Origin of the sequence: Pseudomonas sp. MIL9, assembly GCF_016887925.1 — a bacterium.
GTDB lineage: Bacteria > Pseudomonadota > Gammaproteobacteria > Pseudomonadales > Pseudomonadaceae > Aquipseudomonas > Aquipseudomonas mohnii.
This window is the reverse complement of sequence record NZ_JAFEHE010000023.1, coordinates 65,307-85,215: the sequence shown is the minus strand read 5'-3', so window position 1 is coordinate 85,215 and position 19,909 is coordinate 65,307. Positions and strand designations below refer to the sequence as shown.

The window sequence follows — 19,909 nt, the reverse complement described above, 5'->3', positions numbered from 1 at the left end:
TCAGTCCGACATACCCCCGGTGGGCGAGGGGGGGACTTTAACGAGGAGGCTTGCCCCAGCACACGCATATTTTTTGTCGCTCAATCGACATAGTTCACGTATCCCGCCATCAAGTTCGGCCGCTCGAACGTATCGATTTCATCGACGCGTTGGTGCATTTCGCTGACGATCTGCTTGAACGTCGCATCGTCCATGTCGATCCAGTAACGCGGATTGCGGCCGGTGAGGCGGTCGTATTCGGCGGTGGTGGGGTCGAGCTGGCGGTATTCTTCGTATTGCGGCAGGTCCGGCAACGGGCGGCTGACGTTCATGTAGTTCTGGATGAAATCCCACAGGGCGCAGGGCGGTTGGACGTCGGGGCCGGGGCATAGCAGCGCGCCGAAGTTGATCATGATGTTGCGGTAGCGATGGGCAAGGTAAAGCACGTTCAACGGCATGCCCTGACTGTCCGGGGACGTGGCGATGTAGGCATCAAACTCGTAGAACGGCGCGGTGAGTTCACCGATGGTGCCGTTCTTTTTGTATTCACCGTTGTTTTTGTAGTCGAAGACCGTGACCAGGCCGGTGCGGCGATTGAGTTCCCAGATGGGGCCTCGGGAGGGTTTTATCCAGAGGTTTTGGAAAAATTTAATTACCACAGCCCCAGCCATCCAACACAGTAAAGGAAACCCGAGTAAAACAACAAGAGTTACACTGTAATCAGCAATGATATCGCTCAATGTTTTTTTGGTATCTATAAACTCGGCCGTCAATATAAAAAATGAAAGCGTAAGAAAAATTAGAAATAAAATGCGCCCTACTCCCACCATATAAATCCAAAAGTTGGAGCTCGCAGGAAGAAGTGCATACCTAAAGCTTTCGTGATTATCCCTCATATGAAAATCAATATGCTCGAATGGGCTCGGAGCATAAGTGCCTTTGGCTATTTTCTCTTCACGCTCTCTCTTCAGTTGCTCCTGATTTCGAAGATCTCGTGGCGAGTAATCCTCCACAAAACTGACGGGCGTTACTTCATCGGTGTTTCCCCAAGGTAGTCTGACCTTGGCAAACCGCATGATCCATGGTCGTTCATTGGATGGCTCTTGCTCGGGCACCTCGCTCGACCCATAAGCCGTCTTGGCGTAATAAGATTCCGGGGTCATTTGTTAGTGTCTCGTGATGTATGTGTCACTTCATCTGCCCAGTAAAGTGCACCCTCGCTGCCGAAGTCGGGTTTTATATGAGTGGCAACAAACGGCGTCCCATCCTTCGGTGGTGGCGCAGGAAAATGCCAGCGTAAAAGGCGTCCTGGCGCCGAAGTCATGTTTGGCATCAGGGATGAATTGAGGGTTGGTGCCTTCCGCCAGCACACGCACATTTTTTGTCGCTCAATCGACATAGGTCACGTATCCCGCCATCAAGTTCGGCCGCTCGAACGTATCGATATCCTCGACGCGTTGGTGCATGTCATTCACGATTTGCTTGAACGTTGCATCATCCATGTCGATCCAGTAACGCGGGTTGCGGCCGGTGAGGCGGTCGTATTCGGCGGTGGTGGGGTCGAGGTGGCGGTATTCCTCGTACTGGGGCAAGTCCGGCAACGGGCGGCTGACGTTCATGTAGTTCTGGATGAAATCCCAGAGGGCGCAAGGCGGTTGAACGTCGGGACCGGGGCACAGCAGCGCGCCGAAGTTGATCATGATGTTGCGGTAGCGATGGGCAAGGTAAAGCACGTTCAACGGCATGCCCTGACTGTCCGGGGATGTGGCGATGTAGGCGTCAAACTCGTAGAACGGCGCGGTGAGTTCACCGATGGTGCCGTTCTTTTTGTATTCACCGTTGTTTTTGTAGTCGAAGACCGTGACCAGGCCGGTGCGGCGGTTAAGTTCCCAAATGGGGCCTCGGGAGGGTTTTATCCAGAGGTTGGGGAAGCGCTTGATGACGAATGAACCGATGGCCCAGGAGAGAAGTGGTAGGCCGAGAATCAAGGAAAAAAAATCAAAAAACCAACTTTTTATTGATTCCCATGCAGGCATTTTCCCGGTTGCAACATCCAAAAAAAATATAGGAGCACTGACAATGGAAAGCAGGAAGAAAATAACTTTTCCGAACGTTTTCATGTATAGCAAGAAGTGTGAGCCCGCAGGAAGGAGTGCATATCTAAAACTTTCGTGATTATCCCTAATATGAAAATCAATATGCTCGAATGGGCTCGGAACATAAGTGCCTTTGGCTATTTTCTCCTCACGTTCTCTCTTCAGTTGCTCCTGATTTCGAAGATCTCGTGGCGAGTAATCCTCCACAAAACTGACGGGGGTTACTTCATCAGCATTACCCCAAGGTAATCTAACCTTGGCAAAACGCATGATCCAAGGACGTTCAGCTGATTGCTCTTGCTGGGGCACTTCAGTCGACCCATAGGCAGTCTTGGCGTAATACGAGGTATTGCTCATGAATCAGTATTCCGCGATCTATTTGTCACTTCGTCTGCCCAGTAAAGTGCACCCTCGCTGCCGAAGTCGGGTTTTATATGAGTGGCAACAAACGGCGTACCATCCTTCGGTGGTGGCGCAGGAAAGTGCCAGCGTTGATGGTGTTGCTCCAGTACACACTGAGCCCGGACTTGCCATTGATGGGCGATGCCGGATGAGCCTGTGACCGGGTCGAAGGCGTAGCTCGCTGGAGTTTTGAAAAACAGTTCCAGCCCCTGCGGTAGCAGCCGTTGGGCATTGGGTGGAACGAGGCGGCTATCGATCAATTTGGTGAACGGCATGGTTTCACTTTTGAGGCGACCACCTTTGAGTTCGAAGGTATTGAGCCGGCAGTGGGCATTGATGTTCAGGGTGCCGAGGTTTGCAATTAAGCCTGGCAAGTTACTTTCAATGCGAATGCAGGTATTGGACGAGATCACCTGAAAAGGCGTCCTGGCGCGGAAGTCGAGTTTGGCATTGGGGACGAATTCAGGGTTGGGGCCTATGTTGATGCGAATGTCGGCAAACAAACTGATCAGATAATAGAAACCATGCTGCGGATCCAACAGGTGCGCATTACCTGAATGAACTTGCGTGCCGAACGGGCCATTGATCAGCCATTCTTCGATGGGCTTGTCGCTCAGCCACCAGGCCAGTCCGGCGCCGATCAGGATCAATATCAGTGCTGCCCAACCACCTGGCCCTAGACCGAGAAAGGTCACGCTACTGACGATCAAGTTACTGAGAGCGCTGATGGAGCCGCCCGTAGCCATCATCAGATACCCCCAACTGGCATCGTCCCCCCACCGTCGGGCGTACCAGGTGTCATAAAAACTGATAATGGCGAAAACAGTCCCAGTCGTTATTTGGGCTATGAGACGGACAGTTATTTTTCTGACCAAGTGCTTTTCGAAACGACGGAAGATTAATTTCGCGGTGTCATCTGAAATAGTGAAAATCACCTTGCGACTAGCCGCTAAAACAGACTGGGTAGTGGTCAGTTTTACCGTCAACATCTCCAGCGCTATAGCTAGATCAAGGCCAGCCCCGATCATAGATAGGCGAGATCGAAACACCCCCTTTTCCCGCCTCACCTGCTCCGCCGCCTCCCACTCCACCCTCACATTCCAAACCTCCAACATCAAAACCCCCGCCGCAAACGGCAACGAGCCCAGCACGCGATGAACCCGGCTGTTAGCCGACGCGACATGCTCATCCACGCCCCGCTGCAACGGACTTTTCACGTACGCATCGCCCGTCGCCCGCGCTTCCACATCGGCTTTGTAAACCGCGTTGATCCGCTGATTCAGTACGCTGAGATTGTTCGCCGTCGGATGCTTCAGCGGGATCGCCAGCAGTGTGTGATGGGTTTCGCGAAGGGCGTACGGGGTGTCGAGTACGTCGTCGCGCACCTTCAGCGGTCGGCCCTGGGCATCCAGGTACTGACCCATCACCCGGTGTGGCCGCTGATCGCCGGACGGCACATCGGTCAGGCCAAAAACGTAGTAATGCTGCGGGTCGGCGTCACGCCGCTGGATGAAGTGCGCGTCACCAAAGGTCTTGGGCATCAGGCTGCGCAACAGCCCCACGCCGAGGCCGTGCAGATAGGTGCTGGCGGGCATGGCCTGGCCGGTGTGTGGCCCGGGCCGTTTGTTCACCGCGCTGCTGGCGGTTTCCAGGGCGCCCGCGAGGTTTTCGTAGATGCCGATCAGGCTACCGGCGGCCGCTTTCGATTGGCCGGTGAGGGTGCTGTTCAGGCTGCCGCTGGCCAGCAGGTCTTTGAGCAAGTGGCCGTCGAGGTGGTCGACCTGCGGGTAATAGGGCCCCGGGTGGCTTTCGAATGTGGCGAGGTCATCGGCGCGTAAATGACCATCGCCCTCGTTGAGGGTTGTCTGGGTGGGTGGCACATAGGGCGCGGCCAGCGCCGCTTCATCGACGGCGGGCCAGAGCATCAGGTGCAGCGGGTGCGCCGGGTCGTGGGCGATGTCGTTGAGCAGGGTCTGGCCGACGCTGGCCCGTGGACTGTAGAGGCTCACACCGGTCAGCGCGTTGGTGACGTCGCCGTTGCTGGCCAGGGGATCGAGTTGCGCGGGCACCGTGGCCAGGGCCGCGAACGTCTGGCTCACGGCAAACAGCGCGGCGAGGTAGTCAAAGCCGTCCTGGCTCAAATGATCGGCCAGGGTTTGCTGCGTGACCGGTTGCTGCAGGCACTCGGCCAGCAGCGCCTGCGCCATGTTCAGTTGTTGCCAGATCAAGGCGCGCTCGGCGCTGGCGGTGAAGCGGTTGATGTCGCGGCGCCCGGCCTCCTTCACTTTGTCGAAACAGGCGTGCAGCGGGTTCTTCTGGCCGCCGAGGCTGGCCGGCACGATCAGTTGCTGGACCATCACCGCGCTGGCGTGATGGGGATAAAGGCTGGCGCGCTCGGCATACAGCGCCAGCAATTGCTGTTGCTGGCGGATCTGCGACAGCAGGTGCCGCAAACGGTAGCGCGGGTCCTCCAGCAGCACGCCGCACACGCGCCGTTGGCGGGCGCCCTCCAGCACATCGACGACGGTGGGCTGGGGTTGCCACAGATCCGCTTCATCGTCTGGCGGGGTCTTTCCTTGCAAGCGCTGCAACAGCGTGGCGAGGCAGTCGGCCCAGGCGCTGCTTTCGAACGTGGCAGGCACATCAGGTGTGGCGCCCTGCTCCCACTGAGCCAGGCAGCGCCTGGCTTCGAATTTGCGTTGCGCGGCAAATTGCCCGGACAGGTCGCACAGGTAACGTCCCGGATGCTCCAGCCCATATTCGAACCCGCTCTGGCGTGCCCGTTGCGGGGCGATCAGGCTGAGCGGAAAAGCGCGTTCGGCCAGGTTGCGCCAGGTGACGCTGGCTTTCGTCGCGCTGTCGGACGCCTGGGCATCCCACGCATTGAAGCGACCGAAAGCCTCGAGCATCGCCTGGCCATCGGGCTGCTGGTCGAAAAGCCGTTCGAACGTCTGACTGTCGCACGGCAACGTGGGGCTCTGGCAACGCCGGGCGCGTAACACCGGGTCCTCCTCCAGGCGCTTGACGCGGGCAGCACTGAGCTGGATCTCGCTGAAACACAGCTGCACCGCGTCGACCGGTTGCCGGTTCCAGGTGGCGGGCAGCCAGATGTCGCTGAGTGCGACACCCCTGGCCAGGCGGTAGTCGTCGCACAGATCCTGGCCTTCGCGAAACATCGGCACGTCAATGTCGTGGTAAGTCGTGCATTCGCCGTCCTGCCGCACTTCCAGTTCACGCCACAGGCGCCCGCGGTAAAACACATAGACAAAGCCGCTGCGGCACAGGACCGGCGTGCCGAGGTCGTGGCGGCTGCGCGTACCGGGCAGCGCGACGAAAGGCACGACGGGGACGATCTGGTTCCACTGCGCATCCAGCTGGCGCGGGGTGATCCGTACGTCCTCCAGCAACGGCAGACGAATGGGCGCCCCATGGGTCGTGGCGATTTCCAGCCATAACTGATGCTCGTACCGGGTGTACCAGTTCCACGCAAACAGCTCGCAGTGGACGCTGAATAAACGCTCCGTTTCGCGCTCCACCTCATCGGTCAGGGCCTGCAGCGGTTCAACGCCGGACCGGTCGAAGAGTACCAGGCGCTGGTCTTTGGAATGGCCGGTGCCGATCACCTGGACGATCAGCCTGTCGGGCTCGCAGCAAGGGCCGTCGGACAACCTTCCCAGGCGCTTCATGACTTAACCTGCGTGCAGTGGGTGCTACGTTCAAGGTTCAGATGAGGACGTTCGCAGAGCCCTTTCAGATCAAGGCGCAAAGGTCGTCGGATGGCTTCCTTGCCGGTGGACTCAAGGACTTGCAAATCCTGATTGAATTCCTGTTTGTCCTGGATAAAAGAGGCGGGGTCGGCAGGGCTGAACATCACACATCCCTTGTGCTGGTTTAGAAGGGCGGGACTGTGGATGAGTAAATGCGGGATTAATGCAGGGCGGCTCGGTTTCTTGCGTGGGAAATGTGTTTTTGTTGTGTGGGACTTTTCGTTTGGGGTTTTCCTCCCTTTGAAGTCGTCGAAACGGAATTGGACGGTATTCCGTCCGCCAGGCGGGCTGCGGTGACGGCTTGATTACGTTATACTCGCCGGCTTTCAAAAGTTCGCCAACGAGTGCTGCCCGCCATGGAAATCAACCCGATCCTGAACACCATCAAGGACCTGTCCGAGCGCTCCGAAACCATTCGGGGGTATCTTTGACTACGATCAAAAGCATGAGCGTCTGACCGAGGTCAATCGCGAGCTTGAAGATCCGAATGTCTGGAACAAACCTGAATACGCCCAGGAGCTGGGCCGCGAGCGCTCTGCGCTGGCTCAGATCGTCGAAACCCTGGACGAACTGAACGCTGGTCTGGCCGATTGCCGCGACCTGCTGGACATGGCCGTCGAAGAAAACGACGAAGGCGCGGTCGGCGATGTTGTCGCCGAGCTGGCCCGTCTCGAGGAAAACCTCGCCAAGCTTGAATTCCGCCGCATGTTCAGCCACGAAATGGACCCGAACAACGCCTACCTGGACATCCAGGCCGGCTCCGGCGGTACCGAAGCCCAGGACTGGGCCAACATTCTGCTGCGCATGTACCTGCGCTGGGCCGACAAACGCGGTTTCGACGCGACCATCATGGAGTTGTCCGCCGGTGAAGTCGCCGGGATCAAGGGCGCTACCGTGCACATCAAGGGCGAATACGCCTTTGGCTGGCTGCGTACCGAGATCGGCGTACACCGTCTGGTGCGCAAGAGCCCGTTCGACTCCGGCAACCGTCGTCACACATCGTTCTCTGCGGTGTTCGTTTCCCCGGAGATCGATGACAAGGTGGAAATCGAGATCAACCCGGCGGACCTGCGGATCGATACCTATCGTTCCTCCGGTGCCGGTGGTCAGCACGTAAACACCACCGATTCGGCCGTACGGATCACCCACGTACCGACCAACACCGTGGTCAGCTGCCAGAACGAACGTTCCCAGCACGCCAACAAGGACACCGCCATGAAAATGCTGCGGGCCAAGTTGTACGAGCAGGAAATGCAGAAACGCAACGCGGCCTCCCAGGCCCTGGAAGACACCAAGTCCGATATCGGCTGGGGTCACCAGATTCGTTCGTATGTGCTGGATGCCTCGCGGATCAAGGATCTGCGCACCAACATCGAACGCAGCGACTGCGACAAGGTGCTCGATGGCGACATCGACGAATACCTGGAAGCCAGCCTGAAATCCGGGCTGTAAAAGACGTAACACAGGATCGGCTGATTCAACGCGATCCCTGTAGGAGCCAGCCTGCTGGCGATCCCCGGCCGCAGGCCGGGGGCAACGAACCCGTGATGGAATATCTAAAGACATGAGCGACCTAGAACTCGACCCGCAAGCCCTGCAACAGGAAGAAAACTCCCTGATCGCCCTGCGCAAGGAAAAGCTGGCTGCCGAGCGCGCCAAGGGCAATGCCTTCCCGAATGACTTCCGCCGCGAAAACTACTGTGATGCCTTGCAGAAAGAGTACGCGGACAAGACCAAGGAAGAGCTGGCAGAGGCTGCGATTCCGGTCAAGGTTGCCGGTCGTATCATGCTCAACCGTGGCTCGTTCATGGTGATCCAGGACATGACCGGGCGCATCCAGGTCTACGTCAACCGCAAGACCCTGTCCGAAGAAACCCTGGCCTCGGTGAAAACCTGGGACATGGGCGACATCATTGCCGCCGAAGGTACCCTGGCCCGTTCCGGCAAGGGCGACCTGTACGTCGAAATGACCAGCGTGCGCCTGCTGACCAAATCCCTGCGCCCGCTGCCGGACAAGCACCACGGCCTGACCGACACCGAGCAACGCTACCGTCAGCGTTACGTTGACCTGATCGTCAACGAAGACGTGCGCCAGACCTTCCGCGTGCGTTCGCAAGTCATCGCCCACATCCGCAGCTTCCTGATGAAGCGTGACTTCCTGGAAGTGGAAACGCCGATGCTGCAAACCATTCCGGGCGGCGCGGCAGCCAAGCCGTTCGAAACCCACCACAACGCCCTGGACATGGAAATGTTCCTGCGTATTGCGCCTGAGCTGTATCTCAAGCGTCTGGTGGTTGGTGGTTTTGAAAAAGTGTTCGAGATCAACCGCAACTTCCGTAACGAAGGCGTTTCGACTCGTCACAACCCTGAATTCACCATGTTGGAGTTCTACCAGGCTTACGCCGACTACGAAGACAACATGGACCTGACCGAAGAACTGTTCCGTGAACTGGCGCAGCTGGTTCTGGGCAGCACCGACGTGCCGTACGGCGACAAGGTGTTCCACTTCGGCGAGCCGTTCGTGCGCCTGTCGGTGTTCGACTCGATCCTCAAGTACAACCCCGAGCTGACCGCTGACGACCTGAACGACATCGACAAGGCCCGTGACATTGCCAAGAAGGCCGGCGCCAAGGTGCTGGGCTTCGAAGGTCTGGGCAAGCTGCAGGTGATGATTTTCGAAGAGCTGGTCGAGCACAAGCTGGAACAGCCACACTTCATCACCCAGTACCCGTTCGAAGTGTCGCCGCTGGCTCGTCGTAACGACGAGAACCCGAACGTCACCGACCGTTTCGAGCTGTTCATCGGTGGCCGTGAAATCGCCAACGCCTACTCCGAGTTGAACGACGCGGAAGACCAGGCCGAACGCTTCATGGCGCAGGTGGCCGACAAGGACGCCGGCGACGACGAAGCCATGCACTTCGACGCCGACTTCGTTCGCGCGCTGGAATACGGCATGCCGCCAACGGCGGGTGAAGGTATCGGCATCGACCGTCTGGTGATGCTGCTGACCAACTCCCCGTCGATCCGCGACGTGATCCTGTTCCCGCACATGCGGCCGCAAGCGTAAGTGTTTTAACTAAAAAACCGCCTCTTCAGGCGGTTTTTTATTGCCTGTCTGGTACAAACGTATCAGTTTGTTGCTTTCATTTGAGAGGAAAGACCTGTCGTGAATCGTGCAATGGCTCAAGAAGGTGCAGCGGGTATCGCCACTGCGGTCGCTGAAAGTGTTCAGTACCAGGGCCGCAAGGCCAGCCGGCAGGGCAGCGAGCAGCGTCGACAGGACATTCTTGATGCGGCGATGCGCATTGTCGTGCGCGATGGCGTGCGGGCCGTGCGCCACCGCGCCGTGGCCGCCGAGGCCAATGTGCCGTTGTCGGCGACCACCTACTACTTCAAGGATATTGATGACCTGCTCACCGATACCTTCGCCCAATACGTGGAGCGCAGCGCGGCCTACATGGCCAAGTTGTGGGTGAATAACGAAGGCCTGCTGCGCGAAATGGTCGACAGCGGCGATGGCAGCCCGCAGGCCCGTTCCAGGCTGGCGGACGATATCGCACGGCTGATGACGGATTATGTGCACCGGCAACTGGTCACCCGTCGCGAACATCTGATGGCCGAGCAGGCGTTCCGCCAGGAAGCGCTGCTGAACCCGCGCCTGGCCGAGTTGGTGCGCTCGCACCAGCAGATTCTCCTGCAGGGCTCCTGCCAGCTGTTTCAGGTATTGGGTTCCCGTGAGCCGCAACAGGATGCCAAAGTGTTGACGGCTATAATCGGACGGATGGAATATCAGGGCCTGCTCAACGACGCCGAACCGGTGGCCGAAGAGGAAATGCTCGGCATCCTGACGCGCTACATGCATTTGGTATTGGCGTCGGTTTAGTTCCTGTAGGCGTCCGTTCATAGGGAGTGTTGAATGAAAGCCTGGCATGTCGCAGTGATCGCCCTGTCGTTCCTGCTGCTCAGTGGCTGCCTGGTGACCTTCAAGGAGCCGCTGCCCACGAACGAGCCCGCGCCCAAAGGATTGCTCGGCAAATGGACCAGCACCAACGCCTGGGGTGAGCCGCTGAATCTGGAGTTGACGCGCGTCGGTGATAATCAGTATCAGGCGGTCAGCTACTTTCGCGCCAAGCCCAAGGAGCGCGAAGCCTATCCTTTCACGGTGTCGCGACATGGCAGTCGCTGGTATCTGTCGGCGAAAGTGCCTGCGCAGTTCGGCGGGCATTTCACGATTGCCGGCTTCGAACTGACCGACAAACATGAACTGGTGGTCTACAACCTCGATCTCGAGCAGATCAACCAGGCATTGCAGCAAAAGGTCCTGAGCGGCGATGGCTTTCAAACGGTCGAAGGCGATGGCGTGTTGATCAACAGCAACATGGGCCAGGTGTCCGCCTACCTCGATGACCCGGCCAATTCCGATGTGTTCGTCGAGGTGGTGCGTTATCAGCGCCAGGCCAAGGCCAAATAAACCCACATAACGCTTTCAACAGGAGTTTCGGGTGGACGAATACCAGCAGTCGATACGCATTTTGTCCGATCGCATTGTGCTGGCGCAGACGCCGATCCGCGTCCTCGATGCAGTCAAGTGGGACGACAACATTCGCCAGCGTTTCCTCAAGGCCAAGGGCAAGGAATTGCCAGCGGTGGACCGCGACTATTACCTGAACCGGCCGCTGTCCTTCGACTCCAGCAAAGTGAAGCTGGAGTTCCAGAACATCGAGCGCGACATCACCCGCCAGCTCGGCCAGTTCAACCCGGTCGGTCAGATCATGCGGCGCATGTGCAAGGAATACAGGATGGTGGTGCGCATGCTCGAAGCGCGCGGCACCGAGGATTTCGGCCTGATTTCCCAGGAGTTGTACGGTGCCGCGTCCGACGCGTTCCACGCCGGCGACCCGACGCTGTCCGACCTGGGGCTGATGCTCTCCGATTACCTGAACAACATCGACGGCCGTGGCGACCTCAAGGATGAACCGAAGACGCTGACGGCCAAGGATGCGGTGGAAATGCTGCAGCATCGCTTGAACAAGGTGTTCGGCGAGGCCGAGGAGACCATTCGGGTGTTCGAGTCCGACGGGATCGTCGCCGATGCGGCGGCCGGTGCCGACTACATCAAGATCCGCGCCGACGCGATGTTCAACCAGCGCGATGTGCGCGCCCTGGAAGTTCACGAAGGGCTGGTGCACGTCGGCACCACGCTCAATGGCCTGAACCAGCCGATCTGCACCTTCCTGGCCAAGGGCCCGCCCTCCTCGACGGTGACTCAGGAAGGCCTGGCGATCCTGATGGAAATCATCACCTTCGCCTCCTATCCGAGTCGCCTGCGCAAGCTGACCAACCGTACCCGCGCCATTCACATGGTGGAGGAGGGTGCCGACTTCCTGCAGGTGTTCGAGTTTTTCCGCGAGCAGGGTTTTGAAATGGCGGAAAGCTACAGCAACACCAGTCGCGTTTTCCGAGGCTCGGTGCCGACAGGTCTGCCATTTACCAAAGACTTGTCCTACCTCAAGGGCTTCATCATGATTTACAACTACATTCAGTTGGCCGTGCGCAAAGGCAAACTGGAGCAGATACCGCTGCTGTTTTGCGGCAAGACCACGCTGGAAGACATGCGCACCCTGCGGCAGTTGGTGGATGAAGGGCTGGTGGTACCGCCCAAGTACTTGCCGGAGCAGTTCCGCGACATGAATGCTTTGTCGGCGTGGATGTGCTTCTCCAACTTCCTCAATCACCTGAGCCTGGACCGGATCGAGGCGGATTACTCCAACATCCTGTAGCGGTAAGCCATGGACCATTGTGGGAGCGAGCCTGCTCGCGATAGCGGTTTTACATTCAACATTAATGTTGCCTGATGCACCGCCATCGCGATCAGGCTCGCTCCCACAGGGTTCGGCCTTCTTCTTTTTTTGCGAGGTTTCAACGGATGAGAATCCTCGGCGTTATCTGCTTTCTTCTGGCCTTGAACGGTTGCAGTTCGCTGCTGTTCTACCCCGAACCCGGTCAGTTGTTCACCCCGGAAAAAGCCAGGCTCGAATACCGCGACGTCACCCTGACCACTGCCGACGGCCTGCGCCTGCACGCCTGGTGGTTGCCGGCCAAGCAGGGCGTCGAGGTCAAGGGCACGGTGTTGCACCTGCACGGCAATGGCGGAAACCTGCCCATGCATCTGGGTGGCAGCTATTGGTTGCCGGAAAAGGGTTACCAAGTGTTGCTGGTGGACTATCGCGGTTATGGCCTGTCCGAAGGCGAGCCGAGCCTGCCGGCGATCTATCAGGATATCGACGCGGCATTCGCCTGGCTGGACCAGGCCCCGGAGGTCAAGGGCAAGCCGCTGATCCTCCTCGGTCAGAGCCTCGGCGGTTCGATGGCGGTTCATTATCTCGTGCAACACCCCGAGCGGCAGAAACAACTCAAGGCGATTGTGCTCGACGGCGTGCCCGCCAGTTATCGCAGTGTCGGTCAGTTTGCCCTGAGCCAGTCATGGCTGACCTGGGCGTTTCAGGTGCCGCTGTCCTGGCTGGTGCCGGACGGTGACAGCGCGATCAGCTCCATGGCGCAGCTCAATGGCGTGCCGAAATTGATCTACCACAGCATCGACGATCCGATCGTGCCTCTTTCCAACGGCATCCGTCTGTATCAAGCTGCGCCGCCGCCGCGCGTGCTGCAACTGACCCGCGGCGGTCACGTGCAGACATTCGCCGATCCGGTCTGGCGCAAAGTCATGCTGCGTTTTCTCGACGACCCGCAGCATTTCAATGGTCTGCGCCGCCTGGGTGAGATCCCCAATTACCCGGCACCCGAACATTCTGAAGATGAACCACCAGAGAGCCCGCAATGAGTGAAGAACGTAACGCCATCCCGCTGATCATCACCGGTATTTGCAGCATCCTCGGCACTGTGGGTGCCCTGTGGTGGTACGGCTACCTGCACTTCGCCAAGCCTGAGGATGCGTTGCTGCTCAACGAATTCACCATGCTCAAGACCGTGCCGGGTGAGGACTACAAAGTCTCCCTGGAACCGGCCGCCCAGGTTGCGCAATGCATCGATGGCGTGCTGGTGCTGTTCGACACCGAGCAGAAAGGCCTGACCGGGGTGCTGATCGACAGCAAGAAAAAAGCCGTGCGTTGCATGGGCCAGGAAACGCCGCAGAAGCTGCAACCCTGAACAGAAAATAAATGTGGGAGCGGGCCTGCTCGCGATGGCGGCGTGACAGTCAACACCGATGTTGAATGTCCAGGCGTCATCGCGAGCAGGCTCGCTCCCACAGTGGTTTTTACTGGGTGTTGGCACTCACCGCCGAACGTGGAATCACCGGTTGGTTATCGTTGGAAATCGTCACTTCCACCCGACGATTCTGTGCCCGTCCCGATACGCTGGTGTTATCCGCCACCGGGTATTCCTTGCCATAACCCTGGGCGACGATGCGGGTCGGGTCGACGCCCATTTTCACCAGCGCCATGCGCACGGAGCTGGCGCGTCGTTCCGACAGCGACTGGTTGTGCGATGCCGTACCGGTGCTGTCGGTGTAGCCTTCGACGATGACCTTGCGGTCGGGGTTTTCCTGGAGGTACTGCGCCAGTTTGTTGATGTTCATCAGGCCATTGGATTTCAGCTCGGCCTTGTCGGTGGCAAACAGCACGTCACCGAAGGTCACCAGCGTGCCGCGATCGGTTTGCCTGGCGTTGAGGCTGTCCTGCAATTGCTTGATCTGCTGGTCACGCGCATCCAGGCGGGCCTGGGCACGTTGCGCAGAAGCGTTTTTAAGGTTGGCTTCCGCAGTGCGCAGGGCGATGGTCTGTTTCGCCACTTCCACACGCTGGTTGGTCAGATAGGCCAGTTGATCGACTTTGGCCGGGTCTTCCTTGTCCAGATAGGCCTTGTCGGCCATGTCCAGATAATCGCTGGCGTCCTTGGTTTCCAGCGCCGCGACTTTGCTCGCCTGCGGGTTGGCTTGCAGGCCGGAATAGTTGGTGCGGGCCTGTTCGAGGTTGGCGTTGGGCGGTGTGGAGCACGCCGCCAGGGCAACACTGGCGGCCAGCAGGGCAGGGATCATCAATTGTTTGGCATTCATGCATTTGGAAATCATGGTTTCGTCCTTTTAGTCGAGTAAGAAATACGTCGTGCCGCGCTGTTACTGAACGGTGCGCTGGCTTTCCTGACGCAGTTCCTGAACCCCTTGGCGAGAGTCCTTCACCGCTTGTTCGGCTTTCATCGCCTGGGCTTTGCGTTCCGCCACGCGAGCGTCCCATTCGGCTTGCTCGGCCAGGGTTCTCGCTTGCTCGTATTTCTTGTCGTGCATGGCGATTTCGGCTTGTTTGAGCTTGTCTTGCGCCGACTTCATTTCCACCGCCGCGAATTCAGGGCCGCCCGCGCTGACAGCGTTATTGATCGCTGACTCGGTGACGGCGAATTGTTCGGTGGGCGGGTTACCGGCGCAACCGGCCAGTACGAGACTGCCGCCGAGGGCGAGGGCTGCCATTTTCAGGCCATGCAGAGGGGTGGATGAGGATTTGCCAGTAGCGGTTTTCATGATCTTCAACTCCATTGGACTAACTCCTGAACAACTAAAAAATCCATCCTGGGCAAAGGAGCCGCGACTTACGGTTTCGAGGGGATTTGATACGGCCGTCCCAGGCGTGGTTACTGGGTTGACCCGAGGCGTTTTTCAAAAGTTCAGAGAAATTAATCAGGCGTGGGGGCTGGCATTTGTAGGAGCGAGCCTGCTCGCTCCTACAGGGGGATCATTCGTAGGGAAAATCAGTGTTTTTGCTTGTCGTTGCCTGCTGACAAGTCATGCAAATGACGACGGGACAAGGCGAGAAAACGAGGGGTCGGGCCGATGTCCTCGTACAGTGGATCACCTTCTTCGTCAGTGGCCACCACGGTCGAGCCCTTCACATAGGGAAAGCTCTTTTCCAGTTCTTCCAAAGCGGCGCCGATCAGTTCACCGAGCAGCTCCTCGGGTTGTCGTTTGGGGTACATCTCGGTAATGGCCGCCAGGCGTGCGGCGGCTTCCACGTCCAGATGAATCGTGTAGCCCGTCTGGGTCAGGCGACCCTTGGCATTTTCTTCCCAATGCTGGGCCAGTTCGCGGATTTTCATAATGACCTCATTGCGCTCCTGCTCGTGGCAGGCCGGGTGAGTGTCCGGCTTTGGCCGGTGACAGCCGCAGTACGGCTCATCATTCAGACTAGCTTTTACGCTCAAGGTTTAAAGTCCCTTCGTCGTCTTGCTTGTAAGAAGCGCTCTGGAGCGGCACTCTTTACGCTCATGGCCGCCCGGATTGTTCGCTGGAGAACTGCTGATGACCGATATTGATGCACGCTTGCGCGAGGATGTTCACCTGTTGGGTGAGCTGTTGGGCAACACCATTCGTGACCAATACGGGGACGGCTTCCTCGACAAGATCGAGCAGATCCGCAAGGGGGCCAAGGCCGATCGCCGCGGTTCCATGGACGCCGAGCTGAGCGCCAGCCTCAACCAGCTGACCGAGGACGAGTTGCTGCCGGTGGCGCGGGCGTTCAATCAGTTCCTCAACCTGGCCAACATCGCCGAGCAATATCAGCTGATTCACCGCCGCGAAGAATCCAGGCCGGCACCGTTCGAAGCGCGTGTGCTGCCGGAACTGCTTGCCCGCCTGCGCGCCGAAGGTCATGGCGCCGAGTCCCTGGCCCGGCAATTGGGCCGGCTGGAAATCGAGCTGGTCCTTACGGCACACCCGACCGAAGTCGCGCGTCGCACATTGATCCAGAAGTACGATGCCATCGCCGCGCAACTGGCGGCCCTGGACCATCGTGACCTGACTGGCGCCGAGCGCGAGCAGATCAAATCGACATTGCAGCGTCTGATCGCCGAGGCGTGGCACACCGAAGAGATCCGCCGTACACGTCCGACACCGGTCGATGAAGCCAAATGGGGCTTCGCGGTGATCGAGCATTCGCTGTGGCAAGCCATCCCCAATTACCTGCGCAAGGCCGATCAGGCCCTGCATGCCGCCACGGGCCTGCGTTTGCCCCTGGAAGCCGCGCCGATTCGCTTTGCCTCGTGGATGGGCGGCGACCGCGACGGCAACCCGAACGTGACGGCCACCGTCACTCGCGAAGTGTTGCTGCTGGCGCGCTGGATGGCAGCGGATTTGTACCTGCGCGACGTTGATCAGCTCGCCGCCGAGCTTTCGATGCAGCAGGCCAGTGATGAGTTGAAAGCCAAGGCCGGCGACAGTGCCGAACCCTATCGCGCGGTACTCAAGCAACTGCGCGATCGCCTGCGTGCGACGCGTAACTGGGCTCACTCCGCGTTGACGACACCCGTGCCGGCACCGGCCGATGTCCTGCAGAACAATCGGGAACTGCTTGATCCGCTGGAGTTGTGCTACCACTCGCTGCATCAATGCGGCATGGGCGTGATCGCCGATGGTCCGTTGCTCGATTGCTTGCGCCGGGCGGTCACCTTCGGCCTGTTCCTGGTGCGTCTCGATGTGCGCCAGGACTCGTCGCGGCACAGTGCGGCCATGACCGAAATCACCGATTACCTGGGTCTGGGTCGCTACGAAGACTGGAGCGAAGAAGAACGCATTGCCTTCCTGATGCGTGAACTGAACAACCGTCGACCCTTGTTGCCGCCTCACTACAAACCGTCCGCCGACACCGCCGAAGTGCTGGCGACCTGTCGGGAGATCGCCGCGGCGCCGGGGGCCTCCCTCGGCTCGTACGTGATCTCGATGGCCGGTGCCGCATCCGATGTGCTCGCTGTGCAACTGCTGCTCAAAGAGTCTGGCGTGTTGCGGCCGATGCGCGTGGTGCCGTTGTTCGAAACCCTCGCTGACCTGGACAACGCCGGGCCGGTGATCGAGAAACTGTTGCTGCTGCCGGGCTATCGCTCGCGCCTGCAAGGGCCGCAGGAAGTGATGATCGGCTATTCCGACTCCGCCAAGGATGCCGGCACCACGGCGGCGGCCTGGGCGCAATATCGGGCGCAGGAACGGTTGGTGGATATCTGCCGCGAGCAGCAAGTGGAGTTGCTGTTGTTCCACGGTCGCGGCGGCACCGTGGGCCGTGGTGGCGGCCCGGCGCACGCGGCGATTCTGTCCCAGCCGCCGGGTTCGGTCGCGGGACGTTTCCGCACCACCGAGCAGGGGGAAATGATTCGATTCAAATTCGGTCTGCCGGACATCGCCGAACAAAACCTCAATCTGTACCTGGCGGCGGTGCTCGAGGCGACCTTGTTGCCGCCACCGCCACCGACGCCCGAGTGGCGGCATTTGATGGACGAATTGGCGGCGGACGGTGTCAGCGCTTATCGCGCCGTGGTGCGGGAAAATCCGCAGTTCGTCGAGTATTTCCGCCAGTCCACTCCGGAACAGGAGCTTGGACGCTTGCCGCTGGGCAGCCGTCCAGCCAAGCGCCGGGCCGGCGGTATCGAGAGCCTGCGGGCGATCCCGTGGATCTTCGGCTGGACCCAGACGCGCCTGATGCTGCCGGCCTGGCTCGGTTGGGAAGCGGCATTGAGCAAGGCCCTGGAGCGCGGTGAAGGTGAACTGCTGGGGCAAATGCGCGAGCAGTGGCCGTTCTTCCGTACGCGCATCGATATGCTGGAAATGGTCCTGGCCAAGGCCGACGCGGACATCGCCCGGTCCTACGATGAGCGCCTGGTGGAACCTCAATTGCTGCCATTGGGTGCGCACTTGCGCGACCTATTGTCGCAGGCATGCGCTATCGTCCTGGGGCTGACGGGACAGTCGCAGCTACTGGCACATAGCCCTGACACCCTTGAATTCATCCGCTTGCGCAATACCTACCTTGACCCGCTTCATCTATTGCAGGCGGAGTTGCTGGCACGCTCGCGACAACAGGATGTGGCGCAGGGCAGCCCGGTAGAACAGGCATTGCTGGTGTCCGTGGCAGGGATTGCCGCCGGTTTGCGTAATACAGGCTAAGGTTTTTTGCCGTGGAGTCGGGCATGCGCGTAAGTGCGGCCAGGCGACAGTTAATGATGGGGTTGCGACTAGGGGAACCGCGCCAAAAGGTCGCAGGAGGCGGCGGTTTCTCCGACTTTTGGCGGCTTGTGTGGGCGCAGCCTGCTGTGTATCTTGATCAGCCTTTGGCCGTTTGGGCGGTCACGACCCTGTTTTTGAGATTGGCCCCATGAGGCGAATCTGACGTTATCCATATAAAAAATTGAGGAGCACATCGATGCGCGTCATTCTGCTGGGAGCTCCCGGGGCCGGTAAAGGTACTCAGGCTAAGTTCATCACCGAGAAATTCGGTATTCCGCAAATCTCCACCGGCGACATGCTGCGCGCTGCGGTCAAGGCCGGCACCGAGCTGGGCATCAAAGCCAAGAGCATCATGGATGCTGGCGGCCTGGTGTCCGATGACCTGATCATCGCACTGGTCAAGGACCGCATTGCCCAGTCCGACTGCGTCAACGGTTTCCTGTTCGACGGTTTCCCGCGCACCATTCCCCAGGCTGAAGCCCTGGTGACGGCTGGCGTCGAGCTGGATGCGGTGGTTGAAATCGCCGTTGAAGACGAAGAAATCGTTCAGCGCATCGCCGGTCGCCGTGTTCACGAGGCCAGCGGTCGCGTGTACCACATCGTCTACAATCCGCCGAAAACTGCCGGCAAAGACGACATCACCGGTGAAGAGCTGGTACAGCGCAAGGACGACACCGAAGAAACCGTGCGTCATCGCCTGTCGGTCTACCATTCGCAGACCAAGCCGTTGGTGGACTTCTACCAGAAGCTCTCGGCTGCCAATGGCAAGCCGAAGTACAGTCATATCGAAGGTGTCGGTTCGGTTGAAGCGATCACCGCCAAGGTGCTGGCTGCCCTGAGCTGAAAAGTCTGATCCGCTGCATCATCCACGGCCCGCTTGCGGGCCGTAGTTGTTTATACTGACGCACTTTTTTCTGACCTCTCTTACGGATACATCGATGAGCACCTTGCTGGCCCTGGACACCGCGACTGAAGCTTGCTCCGTTGCCTTGCTGCACGACGGCAAAGTCACGAGTCATTACGAGGTGATCCCGCGCCTGCATGCGCAGAAGCTGCTGCCCATGATCCAGCAGTTGCTGGCCGATGCCGGGACCACGCTGCAAGCGGTCGACGCCATCGCTTTCGGGCGTGGACCGGGCGCGTTTACCGGCGTGCGCATTGCCATCGGTGTGGTGCAGGGCCTGGCGTTCGCGCTGGATCGCCCGGTGTTGCCGGTGTCGAACCTGGCCGTACTGGCCCAGCGTGCGTATCGCGAGCATGGCGTCAGCCAGGTCGCGGCGGCCATCGATGCGCGGATGGACGAGGTGTATTGGGGCTGCTACCGCGAAACGGCGGGGGAGATGCGACTGGTCGGGGCTGAGGCGGTATTGGCTCCGGAAGTCGCAGCGTTGCCGGCCGACGCCAGTGGCGAATGGTTCGGCGCGGGCACCGGATGGGGCTATGCCGAGCGCATCGGCGTCCACCTGAGCGGTCAGGACGCCGGCATGCTGCCCCACGCCGAAGACTTGCTGACGCTGGCGCGATTTGCCTGGGCGCGTGGCGAGGCGATAGTGGCTGATGAGGCGCAGCCGGTTTATCTGCGAGACAAGGTGGCGACGCCGAAGGCGCGGTAACTGGCTGGATCGAGGTGGTCCCATCGCGAGCAGGCTCGCTCCCACAGGCGTCAG

At 59.4% G+C, this 19,909-nt stretch carries 17 protein-coding genes; 10 read left to right on the top strand and 7 right to left on the bottom strand.

What is annotated here, in order from left to right:
* Positions 1-80: 80 nt before the first annotated feature.
* The 4 genes from JQF37_RS23190 to JQF37_RS23175 all read right to left on the bottom strand — a co-directional run bounded on the left by JQF37_RS23190 (position 81) and on the right by JQF37_RS23175 (position 6,348).
* Positions 81-1,142 carry a hypothetical protein gene (locus JQF37_RS23190; RefSeq protein ID WP_223272727.1) on the bottom strand — a complete coding sequence of 354 codons (1,062 nt, stop codon included), beginning with the start codon at positions 1,140-1,142 and terminating at the stop codon, positions 81-83.
* Between the two features lie 225 nt (positions 1,143-1,367).
* A complete protein-coding gene (locus tag JQF37_RS23185; protein ID WP_223272728.1) occupies positions 1,368-2,432 on the bottom strand; it encodes a hypothetical protein in 1,065 nt (354 codons plus the stop codon).
* A complete protein-coding gene (locus tag JQF37_RS23180) occupies positions 2,429-6,163 on the bottom strand; it encodes a hypothetical protein (protein WP_130211067.1) in 3,735 nt (1,244 codons plus the stop codon). The genes JQF37_RS23185 and JQF37_RS23180 overlap by 4 nt, the downstream gene beginning before the upstream one ends.
* Positions 6,160-6,348: a hypothetical protein gene (locus JQF37_RS23175; protein ID WP_130211068.1), complete on the bottom strand. Its 189-nt coding sequence runs from the start codon at positions 6,346-6,348 to the stop codon at positions 6,160-6,162. Before JQF37_RS23175 ends, JQF37_RS23180 begins: the two co-directional genes overlap by 4 nt.
* A gap of 252 nt (positions 6,349-6,600) precedes the next feature.
* On the opposite strand from JQF37_RS23175, the gene prfB reads away from it, so the two are divergent.
* From prfB to JQF37_RS23140, 7 genes are all read left to right on the top strand, one after another.
* Positions 6,601-7,696, top strand: a protein-coding gene (prfB, locus tag JQF37_RS23170) for a peptide chain release factor 2 (protein ID WP_103403637.1) whose coding sequence is annotated in 2 segments (ribosomal slippage) — positions 6,601-6,672 and positions 6,674-7,696 — 1,095 coding nt in all. Because the reading frame shifts where the segments join, the coding sequence is not laid out codon by codon here.
* Positions 7,697-7,808: 112 nt separating this feature from the next.
* Complete coding sequence (gene lysS, locus JQF37_RS23165; RefSeq protein WP_130211069.1) at positions 7,809-9,311, top strand: lysine--tRNA ligase; 1,503 nt, start codon at positions 7,809-7,811, stop codon at positions 9,309-9,311.
* Between the two features lie 99 nt (positions 9,312-9,410).
* Positions 9,411-10,127 carry a TetR family transcriptional regulator gene (locus JQF37_RS23160; protein ID WP_189340450.1) on the top strand — a complete coding sequence of 239 codons (717 nt, stop codon included), beginning with the start codon at positions 9,411-9,413 and terminating at the stop codon, positions 10,125-10,127.
* 33 nt (positions 10,128-10,160) lie between these two features.
* Positions 10,161-10,715: a hypothetical protein gene (locus JQF37_RS23155; RefSeq protein WP_130209614.1), complete on the top strand. Its 555-nt coding sequence runs from the start codon at positions 10,161-10,163 to the stop codon at positions 10,713-10,715.
* Positions 10,716-10,746: 31 nt separating this feature from the next.
* Positions 10,747-12,024 carry a flavohemoglobin expression-modulating QEGLA motif protein gene (locus JQF37_RS23150; protein WP_130209616.1) on the top strand — a complete coding sequence of 426 codons (1,278 nt, stop codon included), beginning with the start codon at positions 10,747-10,749 and terminating at the stop codon, positions 12,022-12,024.
* A gap of 146 nt (positions 12,025-12,170) precedes the next feature.
* Positions 12,171-13,085, top strand: a complete 915-nt coding sequence (locus JQF37_RS23145) for an alpha/beta hydrolase (RefSeq protein WP_130209618.1) — start codon at positions 12,171-12,173, stop codon at positions 13,083-13,085.
* A complete protein-coding gene (locus JQF37_RS23140) occupies positions 13,082-13,411 on the top strand; it encodes a hypothetical protein (protein WP_047526246.1) in 330 nt (109 codons plus the stop codon). The genes JQF37_RS23145 and JQF37_RS23140 overlap by 4 nt, the downstream gene beginning before the upstream one ends.
* A 109-nt stretch (positions 13,412-13,520) precedes the next feature.
* Here JQF37_RS23140 and JQF37_RS23135 read toward each other — a convergent pair whose 3' ends face one another.
* From JQF37_RS23135 to JQF37_RS23125, 3 genes are all read right to left on the bottom strand, one after another.
* Positions 13,521-14,318, bottom strand: a complete 798-nt coding sequence (locus tag JQF37_RS23135; protein WP_130209720.1) for an OmpA family protein — start codon at positions 14,316-14,318, stop codon at positions 13,521-13,523.
* Positions 14,319-14,378: 60 nt separating this feature from the next.
* Positions 14,379-14,792, bottom strand: coding sequence for a DUF4398 domain-containing protein (locus tag JQF37_RS23130; RefSeq protein WP_130209620.1), 414 nt, complete (start codon positions 14,790-14,792; stop codon positions 14,379-14,381).
* A gap of 212 nt (positions 14,793-15,004) precedes the next feature.
* Entirely contained in the window at positions 15,005-15,349 is a 345-nt protein-coding gene (locus JQF37_RS23125; protein ID WP_130209622.1) for a pilin assembly protein, read from the bottom strand.
* Positions 15,350-15,551: 202 nt separating this feature from the next.
* Here JQF37_RS23125 and ppc point away from each other — a divergent pair, with 202 nt between their 5' ends.
* From ppc to tsaB, 3 genes are all read left to right on the top strand, one after another.
* Entirely contained in the window at positions 15,552-18,182 is a 2,631-nt protein-coding gene (ppc, locus tag JQF37_RS23120) for a phosphoenolpyruvate carboxylase (RefSeq protein ID WP_130209624.1), read from the top strand.
* 256 nt (positions 18,183-18,438) lie between these two features.
* Positions 18,439-19,086 carry an adenylate kinase gene (adk, locus tag JQF37_RS23115; protein ID WP_130209626.1) on the top strand — a complete coding sequence of 216 codons (648 nt, stop codon included), beginning with the start codon at positions 18,439-18,441 and terminating at the stop codon, positions 19,084-19,086.
* A 94-nt stretch (positions 19,087-19,180) separates the two neighbouring features.
* Positions 19,181-19,855 carry a tRNA (adenosine(37)-N6)-threonylcarbamoyltransferase complex dimerization subunit type 1 TsaB gene (tsaB, locus tag JQF37_RS23110; RefSeq protein ID WP_103403629.1) on the top strand — a complete coding sequence of 225 codons (675 nt, stop codon included), beginning with the start codon at positions 19,181-19,183 and terminating at the stop codon, positions 19,853-19,855.
* The last annotated feature ends 54 nt before the right edge of the window (positions 19,856-19,909 follow it).

What these genes read in the sequence shown, in the direction of transcription:
- JQF37_RS23190 (WP_223272727.1), bottom strand. Translation starts at nt 1,142, where the DNA reads ATGACCCCGGAATCTTATTACGCCAAGACGGCTTATGGGTCGAGCGAG.
- JQF37_RS23185 (WP_223272728.1), bottom strand. Translation starts at nt 2,432, where the DNA reads ATGAGCAATACCTCGTATTACGCCAAGACTGCCTATGGGTCGACTGAA.
- JQF37_RS23180 (WP_130211067.1), bottom strand. Translation starts at nt 6,163, where the DNA reads ATGAAGCGCCTGGGAAGGTTGTCCGACGGCCCTTGCTGCGAGCCCGAC.
- JQF37_RS23175 (WP_130211068.1), bottom strand. Translation starts at nt 6,348, where the DNA reads ATGTTCAGCCCTGCCGACCCCGCCTCTTTTATCCAGGACAAACAGGAA.
- lysS (WP_130211069.1), top strand. Translation starts at nt 7,809, where the DNA reads ATGAGCGACCTAGAACTCGACCCGCAAGCCCTGCAACAGGAAGAAAAC.
- JQF37_RS23155 (WP_130209614.1), top strand. Translation starts at nt 10,161, where the DNA reads ATGAAAGCCTGGCATGTCGCAGTGATCGCCCTGTCGTTCCTGCTGCTC.
- JQF37_RS23145 (WP_130209618.1), top strand. Translation starts at nt 12,171, where the DNA reads ATGAGAATCCTCGGCGTTATCTGCTTTCTTCTGGCCTTGAACGGTTGC.
- JQF37_RS23140 (WP_047526246.1), top strand. Translation starts at nt 13,082, where the DNA reads ATGAGTGAAGAACGTAACGCCATCCCGCTGATCATCACCGGTATTTGC.
- JQF37_RS23135 (WP_130209720.1), bottom strand. Translation starts at nt 14,318, where the DNA reads ATGAATGCCAAACAATTGATGATCCCTGCCCTGCTGGCCGCCAGTGTT.
- JQF37_RS23130 (WP_130209620.1), bottom strand. Translation starts at nt 14,792, where the DNA reads ATGGAGTTGAAGATCATGAAAACCGCTACTGGCAAATCCTCATCCACC.
- JQF37_RS23125 (WP_130209622.1), bottom strand. Translation starts at nt 15,349, where the DNA reads ATGAAAATCCGCGAACTGGCCCAGCATTGGGAAGAAAATGCCAAGGGT.
- ppc (WP_130209624.1), top strand. Translation starts at nt 15,552, where the DNA reads ATGACCGATATTGATGCACGCTTGCGCGAGGATGTTCACCTGTTGGGT.
- adk (WP_130209626.1), top strand. Translation starts at nt 18,439, where the DNA reads ATGCGCGTCATTCTGCTGGGAGCTCCCGGGGCCGGTAAAGGTACTCAG.
- tsaB (WP_103403629.1), top strand. Translation starts at nt 19,181, where the DNA reads ATGAGCACCTTGCTGGCCCTGGACACCGCGACTGAAGCTTGCTCCGTT.